At 68.5% G+C, this 15,655-nt stretch carries 15 protein-coding genes; 6 read left to right on the top strand and 9 right to left on the bottom strand.

Annotated elements, in window-relative coordinates; translation table 11 throughout:
* Positions 1-2: 2 nt before the first annotated feature.
* Entirely contained in the window at positions 3-1,085 is a 1,083-nt protein-coding gene (locus CMC5_RS39360) for a hypothetical protein (protein WP_050435222.1), read from the top strand.
* Positions 1,086-1,984: 899 nt separating this feature from the next.
* Complete coding sequence (locus CMC5_RS39355; RefSeq protein ID WP_156339208.1) at positions 1,985-2,791, top strand: hypothetical protein; 807 nt, start codon at positions 1,985-1,987, stop codon at positions 2,789-2,791.
* Between the two features lie 194 nt (positions 2,792-2,985).
* On the opposite strand, the gene CMC5_RS39350 is transcribed toward CMC5_RS39355, so the two are convergent.
* Positions 2,986-3,492: a DUF1993 domain-containing protein gene (locus tag CMC5_RS39350; RefSeq protein ID WP_050435220.1), complete on the bottom strand. Its 507-nt coding sequence runs from the start codon at positions 3,490-3,492 to the stop codon at positions 2,986-2,988.
* A gap of 299 nt (positions 3,493-3,791) precedes the next feature.
* Here CMC5_RS39350 and CMC5_RS39345 point away from each other — a divergent pair, with 299 nt between their 5' ends.
* Both CMC5_RS39345 and CMC5_RS39340 read left to right on the top strand, forming a co-directional pair.
* Positions 3,792-4,826, top strand: coding sequence for an aldo/keto reductase (locus tag CMC5_RS39345; protein ID WP_050435219.1), 1,035 nt, complete (start codon positions 3,792-3,794; stop codon positions 4,824-4,826).
* Positions 4,827-5,066: 240 nt separating this feature from the next.
* A complete protein-coding gene (locus CMC5_RS39340; protein WP_050435218.1) occupies positions 5,067-6,101 on the top strand; it encodes an aldo/keto reductase in 1,035 nt (344 codons plus the stop codon).
* Positions 6,102-6,179: 78 nt separating this feature from the next.
* Here CMC5_RS39340 and CMC5_RS39335 read toward each other — a convergent pair whose 3' ends face one another.
* The 3 genes from CMC5_RS39335 to CMC5_RS39325 all read right to left on the bottom strand — a co-directional run bounded on the left by CMC5_RS39335 (position 6,180) and on the right by CMC5_RS39325 (position 8,990).
* Positions 6,180-6,359 (bottom strand): DUF1328 family protein, encoded by a 180-nt coding sequence (locus tag CMC5_RS39335; protein WP_050435217.1) that lies wholly within the window; start codon positions 6,357-6,359, stop codon positions 6,180-6,182.
* A gap of 151 nt (positions 6,360-6,510) precedes the next feature.
* The gene (locus CMC5_RS39330; RefSeq protein WP_050435216.1) at positions 6,511-7,911 is read right to left on the bottom strand and encodes an MFS transporter; all 1,401 of its coding nucleotides are present in this window, start codon (positions 7,909-7,911) and stop codon (positions 6,511-6,513) included.
* A gap of 44 nt (positions 7,912-7,955) precedes the next feature.
* The gene (locus CMC5_RS39325; protein ID WP_050435215.1) at positions 7,956-8,990 is read right to left on the bottom strand and encodes an AAA family ATPase; all 1,035 of its coding nucleotides are present in this window, start codon (positions 8,988-8,990) and stop codon (positions 7,956-7,958) included.
* Positions 8,991-9,142: 152 nt separating this feature from the next.
* Between CMC5_RS39325 and rd the strand changes: the two genes are divergently transcribed.
* Positions 9,143-9,316 (top strand): rubredoxin, encoded by a 174-nt coding sequence (rd, locus tag CMC5_RS39320; RefSeq protein WP_050435214.1) that lies wholly within the window; start codon positions 9,143-9,145, stop codon positions 9,314-9,316.
* A gap of 75 nt (positions 9,317-9,391) precedes the next feature.
* Here rd and CMC5_RS39315 read toward each other — a convergent pair whose 3' ends face one another.
* The 5 genes from CMC5_RS39315 to CMC5_RS39295 form a co-directional block, all read right to left on the bottom strand.
* Entirely contained in the window at positions 9,392-10,192 is an 801-nt protein-coding gene (locus CMC5_RS39315) for a hypothetical protein (protein WP_050435213.1), read from the bottom strand.
* Positions 10,193-10,229: 37 nt separating this feature from the next.
* Positions 10,230-10,973 carry a hypothetical protein gene (locus tag CMC5_RS39310; protein WP_156339207.1) on the bottom strand — a complete coding sequence of 248 codons (744 nt, stop codon included), beginning with the start codon at positions 10,971-10,973 and terminating at the stop codon, positions 10,230-10,232.
* Positions 10,974-11,029: 56 nt separating this feature from the next.
* A complete protein-coding gene (locus CMC5_RS39305) occupies positions 11,030-12,235 on the bottom strand; it encodes a radical SAM protein (RefSeq protein ID WP_050435211.1) in 1,206 nt (401 codons plus the stop codon).
* A gap of 111 nt (positions 12,236-12,346) precedes the next feature.
* Positions 12,347-12,700 carry a hypothetical protein gene (locus tag CMC5_RS39300; RefSeq protein ID WP_050435210.1) on the bottom strand — a complete coding sequence of 118 codons (354 nt, stop codon included), beginning with the start codon at positions 12,698-12,700 and terminating at the stop codon, positions 12,347-12,349.
* 626 nt (positions 12,701-13,326) lie between these two features.
* On the bottom strand, positions 13,327-14,526 hold the full coding sequence (locus tag CMC5_RS39295) for a class I SAM-dependent rRNA methyltransferase (RefSeq protein WP_050435209.1): 1,200 nt from the start codon (positions 14,524-14,526) through the stop codon (positions 13,327-13,329).
* Positions 14,527-14,556: 30 nt separating this feature from the next.
* Between CMC5_RS39295 and CMC5_RS39290 the strand changes: the two genes are divergently transcribed.
* Positions 14,557-15,636, top strand: a complete 1,080-nt coding sequence (locus CMC5_RS39290; protein ID WP_050435208.1) for a hypothetical protein — start codon at positions 14,557-14,559, stop codon at positions 15,634-15,636.
* Positions 15,637-15,655 lie beyond the last annotated feature (19 nt).

The following is a 15,655-nucleotide window of genomic DNA, read 5'->3' as shown; positions in this document are numbered from 1 at the left end:
TTATGCGCATCTCACCAGCGTCCTGGCTCGCCCCGCAGGCTGCCTCGGCGTCTCGGGTCCTGGGGCTCCTGGGACCCCTGGTCGCGGCCGTGGTGCTCGGATGTGGAGGGAGCGCCCCGGCGAAACCTGCGGCGACGGCCGCAGGGGCCACGACGACCAAGCCGGCGTCCGTCACCTGTCCGAGCTTCGGGGGCGACGCTGCCAGCGGGCCGTTCGATTTCGCCACGGCCTTCGGCGTCGACGAGGCGATGGGAGCGCGGCTCGCGCGCATGGTGCGCCTCGTCGGAGAGCTGGAGCGCACGGCGACGGCGCTCGACACCGAGACGCGCGCCACGTGCAGCGCACTCGCCGTGGACCTCGGCGCCACTCCCGCCGAGCTGGGCACGGCGTCGGCGTCGGCTTCCGGTAGCAGCGCCACGGCGAACGGCGCCTCGGCGAGCAGGGCACCGCACCCGTGCGTCACCGCCGCCACGCGCCTCGCTGCGCTCCGCAAGTCGCTGGGCACCGCGCAGCTCTCCGTCTCCGTGAGCGACGTGAGCTGCGGCATCCCGAAGGACGCCGTCGCCTCCTGCGCTGGCGAGTGCCTCACGGGCAAAGAAGGCATCACCAGTGCCGTCGACTGTGGCCTCGCGTCGAGCGGCCCGTCCTGCCAGCTCGACTTCGCTCTCCCCGATGCTTCTCCGCAGTGCGTGACCCAGTGCGCCGTTCGCGCGCTGCGTGACGTCCGCTGCTCCGCGAACGTCGACGTCCGCCTCGGCACGGGCGACGGCGCCACCGACGCACGCTTCGCCGCCGTCGCCGAGGGCCTGCGCCGCGATCTGCCGCGCCTCGTCACCCTGGGAGCCTCCGTCGGACCGCGCGCCCTCCAGCTCGGGAAGGACGTGACCGCCCTCGTCGAGGACCTCGCCGCCACCATCGACACCTTGATGGATGGCGACAAGGCCATCGAGCGTCGGGTCGTCATCGGCGCCGTGCTCGCGAGCTGCGTCGCCCCGGAGCTCGGTGGTGCACTGCGTGCGAGCACGTCGTTGCAAGCGACGCTGACCCAGGCGATCGATCTGCACGGCGCGCTCGTCGGCCGCTGAGCCAGCGCGGCGCCGACCTTCCTGACCCACACGCCGCCCATCCCGCCAGGAAAGGGAGGGAGGAGAGGGGTCGGAACGCTCCGAGAGGTCATGTCTGGACCAGCAAAGGTGGGGGGGACCGTTCCGGGGCGTCGTTACTGCATCAGTAAAGGAGGCGGGGACCGTTCGGAGGTGCCGTAGCTGCACCAGTAGAGGAAGGGGGGACCGCCCAGGAACGTCGTTACTTGACCAGGAGAGGGAGCGGGGACCGTTCGGGGGCGTCGTTACTTCACCAGGAAAGGGAACGGGGACCGTTCGGAGGAGGCGTCGCTGGACCAGTAGAGGAAGTGGGGACCGTTCGGAGGCGGTGTCGCTGGACCAGTAGAGGAAGCGGGGACCGTTCCAGGGGGTCGTCACCAGGGGTCGCGCCGCGGCCGAAGGGAAGGCCGTGGGGGGAGCGGTGATGCTTCAACGCCGCGCTGGTTGACTGGCGCGTCATGGGACACGCGCTTCAACCACGGCGCTTCTGCGAACCACGGTCCACGGGCGACCGAAATCCAGGTTCACGGCATGGCGTAGATGGCTGATTCCTGCCAGTGGCCACCCGCCAGAGAGGGAGGCGCGGCCATGCGCCAGCGAGGGGGATCTGTCCAGGCTGCTGTCGGAATGGCCTGAAGGCCACCTGGGCTGATGCCTGGCGATGGCGGCAAGCCAATGCGTGCGTATGTCCGGACTGCTGACGCGATGGTTTCGAGGCCGCTCTGGCGCGAATGGGCGGCGTAACCGGATGTCTGGATGGGGCCATGCTTGCAGTTGCGTGAGATTTGAGACCCAAAAATAATTCTGAGAAAGATGAATGAACGGAGCATACCGGCCGTATATCCACTGGCAGCACAGTGCTGCCGAAGTGAGAGGATCCCATGACTCAATTGAGGAACATCTCGCGCCCTGAGAAGTTGACGGTGGCGCGCAGCATTCACGCAAACCTGATCGCCCGGCAGAGCAATGGCCCTGCCGAGGAGGGGCTCGACACCTACATTCCGGTGATTGCCTCTCTGATTGCGGAGCTGGCGGGTCACGTCGATGGCAAGGCCGCAGCCGGGACGGAGCACCAGGCGCTCCTGGGGCGCGCGGAGCTGGCCGATATCGAGGTCGATACCTGGTACAGGCACATCGAGCGCTACCTTTCGGTGGAAGCCAATCGCCGCGGCGGTGCGCACGTGGTCGGCGCCCGTGCGGTGCATTCGGCGGCGTGTCCGAAGGGGCTCGCGCACGTGGACGAGCGCATTCCAGTGCAGAATGCGTTCTGTCGCGGCATGCTCGAAGCGCTGCGGCGCCCCGTGAATGCCGGCATCCTCACGAGCATCGAATTCCCGATGGCCTGGCTGGACCGGCTCGAAGCGGCGCTCACCGAGAGCGAGGCTTCGCAGCGTGATCTGGCCGGCGTCCGGCAGGACAAGCGCGTCCACGTGGGACTCGGCCGCGACGCAGAAGAGGCGTGGATCGACGTGATGAGCCGGCTGCGGAGCTACGTCGCGAACCGCGCCGGGCGGCATGATCTGGCGCGGCGTGCGGAGGGGGACTCGCTCCTGGCGCCGCTGCGCACGGTGCTGGAGCGGCTGCGCGCGGAGGCGGCGGCGCGAAAGACGCGGCGCGAGAATGCCGACGCGCCCGAGGCCGAAGGACCGCAGGCTCCCTGTGCAAGGGAAGCGCCCGCGGCAGGCTGACCTGGGTGCCTTGCACCTGGCCGCGTGACGTGAGCTGAACGGCGTTCAATGCGCCGAACGCACGGATCGAGGGTGCCCCCTCGGGAGGACCATGATCCTGCGAAGGCCCGGCTCAGGGCCATGATCCTGCGAAGGCCCTTCCTCGTGATTGCGGGGTGACCGCGTGCGGGGAGGGGCCTGGTTTCAGTCGAGCCTCAGACGCCGCCGAGAAAGTCGCGCTTGCCGATCTGCACGCCTTTGTGGCGGAGCAGGGCATAGGCCATGGTGACGTGGAAATAGAAGTTGGGCAGCGCGAAATCGAGCAAGTAGCGGCGCCCCTCGAAGCCGAGCGGGTTGCCACCGATGTTCAGCTCGATGCCGCGCTCCTCGGAGCCTTCGAACTTGGCGGGGTCGATGGACTCCAGGAAGGCGACCGTCTTCGCGATGCGCTCCTGGAGCTCGGTGAAGTTGGTCTCCTTGTCGGCGAAGCTCGGGACTTCCACGCCGGCGAGACGCGCGGCACACCCCTTCGCGATGTCGCTGGCGAACTGCACCTGGGCCGTGAGGGGAGCCATGTCGGGGATCAGGCGCGCTTGCGTCAGCGTGTCGGGGTCGAGCTTCTCCACCTCGGCGTAGTCGACGGCTTTGCGGAGGATCGCCGAGAGGTTCGCGAAGGCGCGCAGGAAGACCGGAACGGACGACTCGTACATGGATAGCGTCATGGTGCTCTTTCCGTGAACAGCGGGAACTTCGCTCGCAGATGGCGTCTGACCCAGGAGGATGGGGGCTTCCCGTCGGTTCGAGCGCCAGCCACGCGCAGACGCTAGGTGTTCTTGACGGAACCGTCCACCAGGGGAGTTCCGGACCTCAGGTTCGACCTGCTGCGGGGCGCGCTCCTCGCAGGGCGTGGCGTCGTGGGGAGCGCTCGGTGCAGGTGCGCGCAGGGGCTCGCGCAGGCACGCTGAGAGGAGGCGAAGAGCGGTCGCAGGCGCCGGAGCCGCGGCCAGCAAGGAGAGTGGTCATGGACTACAGATACCTCGGCGGATCAGGCTTCAAGGTCCCGGTGTTGACCTTCGGGACAGGGACGTTCGGAGGAGGGAACGAATTCTTCAAGGCCTGGGGTACGAGTGGGGTGGAGGAAGCCACGCGGCTCGTGGATGTGTGCCTCGACGCGGGGCTGACGATGTTCGACACCGCCGACGTCTACTCGAGCGGGCTGGCCGAGGAGATCCTGGGCAAGGCGATCGCCGGGCGTCGGGGCGAGGTGCTCCTCTCGACGAAGGGGACCTTTCGTAACGGCACAGGGCCGAACGACGTGGGGTCGTCCCGCTTTCATCTCGTCCGCAGCGTGGAGGCGAGCTTGCGGCGGCTGGGGACCGACCACATCGACCTCTACCAGCTCCACGGCTTCGACGCGTTCACGCCGATCGAAGAGGCGCTGGGGACGCTCGATGATCTCGTGCGCGCGGGGAAGATTCGCTACATCGGTGCGTCGAATTTCTCGGGGTGGCACCTGATGAAGTCGCTGGCGATCTCGGAGAAATACGGGCTCGCGCGCTACGTGGCACACCAGGCGTACTACTCGCTGGTGGGCCGCGACTACGAGTGGGAGCTGATGCCGCTGGGGCTCGACCAGAAGGTCGGGGCGGTGGTGTGGAGCCCGCTCGGGTGGGCGCGCCTCACGGGGAAGTTTCGTCGGGGCCAGCCGGTGCCGGAGGGGACGCGGATGCTGAGCAAGTCCAACGCCGACCTGGGTCCGCCGGTCCCGGAGGAGTACCTCTACACGGTGGTGGACGCGCTCGACGCCGTCGCTGCCGAGACGGGGAAGACGCTCCCGCAGACCGCGCTCAACTGGTTGCTCCAGCGGCCGACGGTCTCGACGCTGGTGATCGGGGCGCGCAACGAAGAGCAGCTCCGCCAGAACCTGGGCGCGGTGGGCTGGAACCTCTCGGCAGAGCAGGTGGCCCGGCTCGACGCCGCCAGCCAGGTGACACCCGTGTACCCGTACTGGCATTCGCGCGTCTTTCCGGAGCTGTATCCGTCTCCGACTGGCTGAACCGCCGCGCGCGATGGGCGCGCGTCGCACGGGCAAACGCCGGGGGCTCCTTGACGGAATCGCTCCCCGGGGGTAATTCCGGACCGACTGGTTCAAAATGCTGCGAGGCGTGCTGCCCGCAGGGCGCGGCGTCGCCGTGAGGGGTCTGTGCTTGCGTGCGCAGGGCCTCGTGGAGGCGTGACGTGCGGGGGCGAGCAGCGGTCGCCGGCGTCGCAGCGGTGGCCAGCAAGGAGAGCGGTCATGGACTACAGATACCTCGGCGGATCAGGCTTCAAGGTCCCGGTGCTGACCTTCGGGACGGGGACGTTCGGTGGAGGGAACGAGTTCTTCAAGGCCTGGGGCACGAGCGGGGTGGAGGAAGCCACGCGGCTCGTGGACGTGTGCCTCGACGCGGGGCTGACGATGTTCGACAGCGCGGACATCTACTCGAACGGGCTGGCCGAGGAGATCCTCGGCAAGGCGATCGCCGGGCGCCGGGACAAGGTGCTCATCTCGACGAAGGGGACGTTCCGCCACGGCGAGGGACCGAACGACGTGGGGTCGTCCCGCTTTCACCTCGTCCGCAGCGTGGAGGCGAGTTTGCGGCGGCTGGGGACCGACTACATCGACCTCTACCAGCTCCACGGCTTCGACGCGCACACGCCGATCGAGGAGGCGCTGGGGACGCTCGACGATCTCGTGCGTGCGGGGAAGATTCGCTACATCGGGGCGTCGAACTTCTCGGGGTGGCACCTGATGAAGTCGCTGGCGATCTCGGAGAAGTACGGGCTTTCGCGCTACGTGGCGCACCAGGCGTACTACTCGCTGGTGGGCCGCGACTACGAGTGGGAGCTGATGCCGCTGGGACTCGACCAGAAGGTCGGGGCGGTGGTGTGGAGTCCGCTCGGGTGGGCGCGGCTCACGGGGAAGTTCCGCCGGGGTCAGCCGGTGCCGGAGGGGACGCGGTTGCTGAGCAAGGCCAACGTCGACATGGGTCCGCCGATCCCGGAGGAGTACCTCTACACGGTGGTGGACGCGCTCGACGCCGTCGCTGCCGAGACGGGGAAGACGCTCCCGCAGATCGCGCTCAACTGGTTGCTCCAGCGGCCGACGGTCTCGACGCTGGTGATCGGGGCGCGCAACGAAGAGCAGCTTCGCCAGAACCTCGGCGCGGTGGGCTGGAACCTGTCGGCAGAGCAGGTGGCCCGGCTCGACGCCGCCAGCCAGGTGACGTCGGCGTATCCGTACTGGCATCAGCGGGGCTTCGCCGAGCGGAATCCGTTCCCGACCGGCTGAGCCAAGGAGCCGCCGGGCGCCGCAGTCCATGGAGGACCGAGGCGCCCGGGGGGCCGAGGCCGTCGCGTGGGACGCGGCTCAGGTGACCCGCTTGATGGCGCGGAGACCGAGCACGCCGATGATCACGGCGACGACCACGAACGCGACGAACAGGAACTGCGCGATGTCGGCGAAGCCCTCGGCCATGCCGCCGAAGCCGAAGACCGCCGCGACCAGCGCAGCCACAGCGAAGATCAGAGCCCACTTCAGAATACCCATCGGGGAAACCCTCCTGGGTCGCAGGCATTGCAGGGGGTGTGCCGTCGAGGGGTGGTGCGTGCGGGCGCGATCTGTGCGCGCTCGTCGCTGCGAGGAGGGAATCTCGGGGGCGGGGTGGGGTCGATCTGCGCGGGCCGTGCGCAGCGGACGATCAGTGGGCGGGGGCGGCGCGCTGGGGCCTGGCGTTCCACACGCGGGTCGCGAGGACGAGGCCGAGGATGGCGACGGGAAGCATGGCGAGGGGCCACTGGGACCAGTTCTGCGGGTCCTTCGCGGCGTCGCCCGAGGGGAGGATGCGGCCGTAGAGGAAGGCCTGGGCGCCGGTGCCGAGGTACACGAAGCCGTCGATGATGCCGGTGGCGACGCCAGCGTTCTTCTTGCCGCCGAAGTCCATGCTCGCGGTGCCGGAGAGCATGCCGTGGACGCCGATGACGCAGAGGGACATGAACACCACGGTCCAGCCGACGGCAGGGCTGCCGAGGGTGAAGCTCACCACGGCGGCGCCGACGACGAGGCCGGCGTAGAGGACGGTGGCGACGGGGCCGCGGCGTGACTCGAAGACGTGGTCGGAGATGAAGCCGGCGAAGACGCCGCCGAGGATGCCGGCGACGCAGAGGAGCACGCCCCAGTTCGAGGCGACGAAGTCGAGTTTCTCGCCCGTCTTGTCGGCGAAGACGAGATACCACTTCATGATCGCGTTGCGCAGGAAGCCGCTGCAGAACTCGATGGCGACGATGATCCAGATGACCGGCTGGGAGAACATGCGCCGGGCGACGTCGACGACGCCGAGGGAGGGGCCGGTGTCGCCCGAGGAGGCGTCGGCGGTGTCGAAGTCCTGGAAGCCGGCGTCACCCGGGGTGTCGCGGATGAGGAAGTAGTCGATGATGAAGAAGCCGACGAGGAGGGCGGCGGGGATGTGGAACGCCCACTGGATGGGCAGGGCCTTGCCGATGAAGCGCGTCCAGTCGTAGGCGAAGTAGAGGCCGAGCGAGATGAGGATGCCGAAGACGCCGCCGAGGACGCCGCGCTCGCGGACGTGGAACCAGGGGGCGTTCACCTTGACGATGGAGACGGCGCCGAAGCTCTGGAAGTACATGTTGGCGGCGTTGAGCACCGTCAGCGCGGTGATGAACGTGCCGTGATCGAGTTCGCCCTTGCCGGCGATCTGCATGGTGGCGCCCATGAGGAGGTTCATCAGGGCGGAGCCGGCGGCGGCGATGAGGATGGTGGCGCGGCCGCCCCAGCGGTCGGTGAGGGGGCCATTGAGCAGGAAGGCGAAGCCGTAGGCCACGGAGCCGACGCCGTCGATGCTGCCGAACTCCTCTTTGCTGAGGATCTCCATGCCCTGGAGCACGGGGATGTTCGCCGAGAGGTTGTAGCGTCCCATGTAGAGGAACGCGTACGTGAGGCCGAGGGGGAGCCAGTTCCAGCGCCTGCGGCGGAGGAAGGCCTCGGAGTGGCCGAGGTCGACCTTCGGGAGCCGCTTGAGGACGAAGAAGATCGCGGCGAGGAGGATGAGGATCGGGAGGAGCTGTTTCAGCCAGGGCGGCATCTCGCGCGCGACCTTAACGGGGGGGCGGCCGAGTGGCCAGGGGGTCAGTGGATGATGGCGTCCGGGCCTTCGTGGAGCTCGACGCGGCCGGAGCTGGGCTCGCGGCGGAGGGCGATCACGTCGGGCATCTCGCAGCCGAGCGTGACCATGGGGGAGGCGGTGGTGACGATCCACTGCACGCGCGGGAGGGCGTGGCGCAAGCGGGCAGGGAGGGAGCGCTGGCGGTGCAGGGGCTGGTGGGCGTCGAGGTCGTCGATGAGGGCGACGCCTTCGGCTTCGCGCGGTGCGGTGGTGGGGTGCGCGGCCGCGAGGGCGCGGAGGGTGAGCGCGCCGATGGCGACGAGGGTGCGGTCGCTGCGGCCGAGCTCGTCGAGTTCGACGCGGCGGTCGCCGGTCACGGAGAAGATGGGCTCGAGGCGGGCCGGGTCGACGCCGAGGTAGGTGACGCCAGAGCCTTCGAGGAGGATGGCGAGGACCTCGCGGAGGGCCTGGTCGATGTGCTCGAAGCGGCTGCCAGGGGAGAGGGAGGCGGCGATGGCGATGTAGGCGAGCACCTGCTTGGTCTCGCGGGTGAGGTCGGTGCGGGTGGCGTCGTCGAAGCTGGCGGCGGTGCGGACGTCGTAGCGGAGGATGGTCCGGTCGGGGCTGGAGAGGACGACGCCGGAGCGGGAGAACCAGCGGGCACCAGAGAAGGAGACGAGGACGAAGCCGCCTTCCTGGGCGCGGCGGTCGAAGTGGGCTTGCTCGCGGCGGCGCAGCAGGGCGGCTTCTTCGGGTTCGTCGAGGCGGACGTTCGGGCCGGTGACGCGCAAGGGGTGGAGGCGCGCGGGGTCGTCACTGCCGAGCAGCCAGTCGGTGACGACGTGCGGGGGTGGGCCTTCGTCGCCGCGCTGGCGGAGCTGGGCGATGGCGTGCCCGGGGCGCGTGGACGCGATGGCGGCAAGGACCGAGGTCTTGCCGACACCTTCGCCGCCGAAAAGCACGATGAGCCGCCGCGGGGTGCCCGCGTCGTCCTCCAGCGAGAGGGTGAGGTCGTCGAAGGGGCCGATCTGGATCAGGCGAACGCGGGATAGAAGCACGCCTCGGGAAAGATACCATGCGGTGCCGTGCGGCCGTCGAGGGGTCGCTGACGGGGGGGCGTGCGCGTGCTCGCGTGGAACTGTTCCATGGAGCGTGTCCTGGCCTCGTGGTACCGTCGCGGGCGTCTGGGGGCACCGGAGGAAGCCTCGAAATGGCCAGCAAGCGTCAAAAGTATCGGTGCACGGTGTGCGAGCATGTCTACGACCCGGACCTGGGCGATCCGGACTCGGGAATCCCGCCCGGTACGGCCTTCGAGGACATCGACGAGAACTGGATGTGTCCGGTGTGCGGGGCGACGAAGGCGGACTTCGAGCCGCTCGACTGATCGGCACAGGCGAGGCGCGTCGCTGCGGCGGTGGTTCGCGTCGACACGAACCGCGCTCGCGCGTCCGGGGGTGGGTCAGCGGAGGGCTTGCTCGAGGCAGGCAAGGAGCCGCTGGGCCACCCGCGCACGTAGCTCGGGGGAGTCGAGCCCTTCGGGCACTGCGCTGCACGCGAGCGCGAACCTGCTGCCCTCGGCGAAAGGGACCTCGAGGACGCGGGAGTAGAGTCGGACGCGGAGTCCTTGATCCGGTGGGTGCATGGCGGCGACGAGCCGCTCGACGGGCGTCTGCCAGGAGGCGAGCGGTTGCGTGGGGCGAAGCACCACGACGCAGGGGAACTCGGTGTCGTCGAGCGCGACGAGCGCGGCACATGGATCCTGTGCGAGGTGCGCCACGACCCGCGGTTCGAGGAAGGACCGAAGGCAATGCACGGGCGTCGATGCAGGCCAGGGTCGGGCGCTGATTCCCGCTCCGTTCCCGGGGGAGCGAGGAGGAGGTTGCTGCTTCTCTTCGTGGGCGCGCAGGTAGGTCGCGGCCCGTAGGGCCAGGTGGCCTGTGCCCTGCCTGTCGAGTGTCGATGCCGGGACTGCAGCGAACAGCGTGAGCGGAGCCCCGCCCGACCTCGGCGCCATCTGCGTCATCCAGATGGCGATCTCGCCGGTTGCGGTCTCCTGGGCCAGCTCGCGGGCGACACCCCTCACCGCGTCGCGCCAGCCATCGCCTTCGATGCGGACCTGCACCACCACGATGCCGGGCTGGTCTTCGGTCAGCACGGTGACGACCTCGGCGATTCCCGAGGCTGCCACGATCCGTCGCGCAGCCGCCTCGAAGGGGTCCCTCCAGCCGTCCGACGCTTCGGGGCGTTGCTGCGTGTTCATGCCGCGCTCTGCTTTCCTCGGCCGATCTCGCCCGGGTTCACGGCGCACCCCTTTGCTGCTGGGGGGTGGTGGCGTCCGAGAGCATGCCGCGGGCGCGGTGGCCGCTCCTCGTTCGCGCGTCCTCACCATCGGCCGTGCCCGGGGGCGCCATCGACACCGCGGTGTAGCGGGTCTTCTGGTCGTCCTGCTGGACGTCGTTCGACCACATCGACAGGCCCACCTTGCCGCCGTACTCGGGCGATGCGCTCATTTCTTTGAGCGCGGCCTGGAACTTCTGTTGCCATTGCGGGTCCGCCTCGCTCGCCTTCACCACGGCGATGCAGGGGAACTCGTCGCACTCCATGTCGACCAGATCGCCGAGCTTGTGCTTCTCGAGGACGGCCTGAAAATTGGCCTCCAGCGGCTTCTCTCGGAAGCCCGCAGGGATGTCCGCAGGCCACGGCTGCGGTGTTCCTTCCAGGGCCTCGATTCGCTCCTGCGTGTAGCCCGCCTCGGCTCGGAGCCCTCGGAGTTCCTCCTGGAGGCGGCTGATTTCCTTCTCTTTCTCGGTGACGAGCTGACCTATCGCGCGCCGTGGGGGGCTCTCCTTCGACGGTGACGTCGGGGGGCGCTCTGCCGGTGGCTTCGGTGAGGGCGGTGCAATGGCTTGCTCCGTCGCTGCTGGCGCGGGCTGAGCCGTCGCTCCGCCGATCGCGACCACCTGATGAACGAGAACGGTGGCCGCCGCTCCGGCAGCCGCGGACAGAAGATACCCTGCCCTGGATGAACCGCCTGTGCTCATAGCCATTGTGCACCGAATGTATCAAGCCATCGTTTCACGGGATAGGTCGAGGAATCTCAGGCGGGAACGCTGAGCGACGGGTTCTCTTGCAAGGTCTCGTCGAGACGTCGCGAGGCGGCACCTGCAGGATCGACGAAGCCTGCGTCCGAGAAGAGCCCCGTCTGTTTCAGGCGCGTCTCGATGTGCTGCATGAGGTTGCGTTCCACGTGGCACAAGGCGATGCCGTGCGCCTCGGGCCCGATGTACTGGTGGTTGTCCTCGGCCATGGAGTAGCCCGAACAGGAGCCAAAGTACGTGCACCGAGCGCAGGACAGTGCCATCCGCATCTCGGACGCCTTCACCGAGCGCTCGCGGCTCTCCGAGGAGAGCAGGTCGGTGACCGAGGTATTGAAGATGTTTCCGTAGCAGTAAGCGGCGTCATACGCTTCCGGATAGCCGAAAGCGTCGCCATTGGTGTTCACCATGATGGCGGTCTCCCAGTCGCGGCGGTTGTAATAGACCGGCCGCGTATTCCCTCGGAGCCGCCTGGCGACCGCCTGGATGTGGCCCGTCACCGGGATGGCGTCGAAGACCTTGTCACTCTCCAGCCAGAGGTCGGCGACCGTGCAGAAAGCCTCCAGCACCTCGTCTGCCTTGATCGAATAGTCGGCGTGCTGTCCGTCGAACGCCCCGGGGAAGAGAGGCAGCAAGCGGAAGCTCATGGTCAGCCGCTCGTAGAAGCGGAAGATCTTCTTCACCTCGTGGAAGTTGCGGCGCGTGAGCACGCTGATGCCGCCGAACCGGACACTGGCGGCGCGGAGCCGATCGATGTTCGACAGGACGCGCGCCTGCGAATCCTTTCCAGCGAGGTTCACCCTCAATCCACCGAACAGATCGATGGACACGCCGACGCCCTGGAAGCCTTCCTTCAAGAGGCGGATGCGCTCGTCGTCCAGGAGGGTGAGGTTCGTCTGGACCACGTTCTCCACGGTGATCTGCGGGTGCGCACCGAAGATTGTTTTCTGACGCGCGAAGGTCTCCCAGTAGAGGTCGGGGGCCTGAATCAGTGGTTCTCCGCCGTGCCAGACGAGGACGACCCGTGTCGGTCGTTCCTGCGTGCCATAGTGATCGGCAATGTGGGTGTACATGCGATCGAGCCGCTCGAGGGACATCGCATCGGGATTGCCCAGCTCCGGCAGCTCGTAGCAGTACCTGCAGCGCAGGTTGCAGAACTTGGATACCTTGACGATGTAATGGACCGTGCGTGCCGGGATTTGCACCATGGTGTCCTCGTCGCGTCGTTCTGCTCCTCGCCTTTCGTGACCGGGCCCTTTGCACTCCCCCGTGGCGACTGGCTCGAAGCTGGTCACCCCAGGGGAGCGCTCTGCCTCGGGTCAGACCACCTCGTTGCGAAGCTCGCGAAGGATGTCGGCCGCCGGGGTGGTGTCGGCACCTTCCAGCGATTGTTCGCTTCCCTCGGTCTGCTTGACCAGGATGAGCTGCCGCCAGATGATCTCTTCCCAGATGATCTGGAGCCACCCTGGTGCGGCTTCCTGCTGATCCCCTGTCGTCGCCTCGGTAGGCCCCGCGAGGCCGAGCTTGTTTTCGAGGTTCGGAGAGAAGCTGAGACTCTTGTCGGCGTTATCGACCCTGGGCCCGTCCTTGGGTGCGGCCATGGCCGTCGCCGTGGGGAGCGTGAGCGCAAGAGTCAGGAGATATTTGACGAAAGCGTTGTCTTTGGTGCCCATCGTTAGCCTCCATCGAGCAGTGTCGAGTGACGCGCGCGAGCCCGCATATCCATGCTGGATGGCTTCGAAGCTCCGTCGATGACCCTCCCGTGGTGACCCGCAGAGATGCGAGTGTCCACCAGTGTTGCTCGGGCCATGGGCGTGCAATGCACGCGATGGCCTTCGCGTTCTGGCAGGCTCGCATCCCTCGGGATCACGCAGTCCGGTCTGGTTCGGCGTTCTCGAGGGTCCGCTAGGATATGGAGTGAGGTGAGCCAGTTCTGTGGCTAACAGCTTGGGGCTGTCCGTGTCAATGTCGATGTCGTATTCGTTGCTCGTCAGGATGAATGGTCTTTACCGGTCCGTTACGATTCTTCCTCGGCGGAGCACGACGTCGCTTGGGAGGTGATTTCAATGCGCATGAAATCACGGCTCACCGGATTTCGAAACGCCGCGATCTCATTGGGGTGAGGGGATGAGGGGCGACAGGACCGGGGCGGCGGCGAGCTGTCGGCGAAGGGGGAGAGCTTCTGGTCGTGCCGCGTCGTGCCGCGTCGTGCCGCGTCGTGCTGCGACGTGCTGCGTTGCGCTGCGTCGCTGTGTGTCGCGGGTCGTGTCGAGAGAGGGCTTCGCTTCGGTCGCGTGGGTCAGGCGAGGACGGCCATCTTCAGGTAGCGACCCTCGGGCCACGCGGGGAGCGTGGGGTGATCCGGGGGCTGACCGAGGAGGGCGCAGAGGCGGAGGTCGTCGCGGTCGAGGGTGGCGTGGTCGAGGGTGGTGGCGAAGTCCTCGGCGGTGACGTGGCTGGAGCAGGAGGCGGCGCAGAAGACACCGCCGTCGGTGAGGACGCGGGCGATGGCGCCGTGGAGGCGGCGGTAGGCGGCGAGGGCGCGGGGCTTGGCGCGCTCGCTGGGCGCGAAGCTCGGGGGGTCGGAGACGATGAGGTCCCAGCGGTCGCCGCGGGCGTGGGCCTTGTCGAGGAAGTCGAAGGCGTCGGCGGTGATGAAGTCGTGCTGGGTGGGGTCGAGTCCGTTCTCGCGGAAGCTGCGCTGGGCGGTGGCGTGAGCGGCTGCGGCCGAGTCGACGGAGGTGACGTGCGCGGCGCCTCCGAGCGCGGCAGCGAGGGAGAAGCCGCCGGCATAGCTGAAGAGGTTGAGGGCGCGGGCGCGGCCACTGGCAAGGGCGCGGACGCGGGCGCGGTTGTCGCGCTGGTCGAGGAAGGCGCCGGTCTTCTGGCCGCGAGCGAGGTCGACCTCCATGGCCATGCCGGACTCGCGGACGACGAGCCGGTCGGGGAGGGGAGGGCCATGCAAGAGGGTGATCTTCTTGCCGTCTTCTGGCGTGCCCGTGTCGGCGGTGGCGCGCAGGCCGAGGGTGCGGACGCCACGTCGGGTGAGCACGCTGGCGATGCGGGGGACGAGGCGATCGAGCCAGGGGAGGAGGATGCCCCCGTCGAGGCGGAGGACGGCGACATGGGCGTAGCGGTCGATCACCAGGCTGGGGACGTGGTCTCCCTCGCCATTGCAGAGACGGTACGCCGTGGTGGTGTCGTCAGGGAACCAGGTGTCGCGCAGGGCGATGGCGCGCTCGACACGTGCGGAGACCGCGCCGATGTTGAGCGCTCGGCCGGCCGACCGCTCGAAGACGCGGACGGCGATGGGGGAGTCGGCATCCCAGAGGCCGCGGGCCACGAAGGCCTTGCCGTCGCCGAGTTCGACCACGTCACCGGTGGCGCGCTGGCGAGGCGGGTGACCGCGCCCATCCCTGGAGACGAGGCCTTCACGGAACACCCACGGGTGGCCGCGGCGCACGGCGGCGGCGGCGGTCGGGGTGAGTTGGATCAGCATGAGCCCCGCGTAGCACGGTAAGCTCAGCGCGTGGCGTACGGCCTCCTTCGCTCTTTCCTCCTGGCCTCGGGTCTCTTGACCTCCGTCGCGCTCGTGCTCGGCGGAGCGTCGGGGTGCAACGATGACGGGAGCTACCTGGCGCCAGACAAGACGAGCAGCACGACGAGCGGGACGGCGTCGGGCGGAGGGAGCGGTGGCGAGGGAGGCGCGGGCGGGGCAGGAGGAGACGAAGTGCCGGTGGAGCCCCCGGGTCCGCCGGTGCTGACGGTGGTCAACGGGGTCAACGACCACGATGCGATCAAGCTGTGCTTGCTGACCTACCCTGGTGACGGGGTGGGTGTGCCGCCGTGGCCGAGCAACGCAGCAGGGCTCGGGTTCGCGCGGGGGGCCGTGGTGACGTCGCTCGAGAGCCTGGTGCCGCCGGGGTCCGATCTGCAGATGCACGTCGTCGCGGGTGATCTGGCGGCGACCGCCGGGCGAGACTGTGCGCAGATCCTCGGGCTCGCGGCGGGAGGGCAGGGGCCGGTGTTCGCGGCGGCGCTCCCGGTGGTGCCGGCGTCGGCGCTCGCGGCGGAACGCAGCCTGCTGCTGGTCCCTGCGGGTTGCATGGGCGCTCCAGGTCAGACCGACCCTGCGGAAGCGCTGGGCTGCGGTCCGTTCTACACCGAGACGACGCCCACCCTGACGCTCGTCGCCGCGCCGATGTCACGTCTCACGGTGTCGGACCGGGTGTCGTACCAGGTGGTGCACGCGAACGCGGCGCTCACGAGGGTCGACGTGCGCCTGGGAGCGCGGCCGTCGGATCCCGTGGGCTGGCTGGTTGCGTCGGGGCTCACCTTCGGAGCCGTGAAGCCATTTCCCCCGACGTCCACCCTGAGTGCGGCGGATGTAGAGCCAGAAGCGGAGATCCGTGTCCACCACCCCAATCAAACCTCGAACCCTCTCTCCACCGTGGCCATGAGCGAGGTCCGGACCCGGAGTGGCCTCGGGTCGACAGATGTGGGCAATGGCAAAGCGGTGGTCCTGGTGGCGGTGGGGGCTGCCCCCGGGGTACCGGCAGGGCCGTTCTGGCATGCGCTGACTTATGCGTTGATTCCCGCAGATCCGTGACGAGGACCGGGGCCGATGA

The organism is Chondromyces crocatus, from assembly GCF_001189295.1.
Classification (GTDB): domain Bacteria; phylum Myxococcota_A; class Polyangia; order Polyangiales; family Polyangiaceae; genus Chondromyces; species Chondromyces crocatus.
The sequence above is the reverse complement of the archived record's forward strand: the minus strand, read 5'-3'. Positions and strand labels throughout refer to the sequence as shown.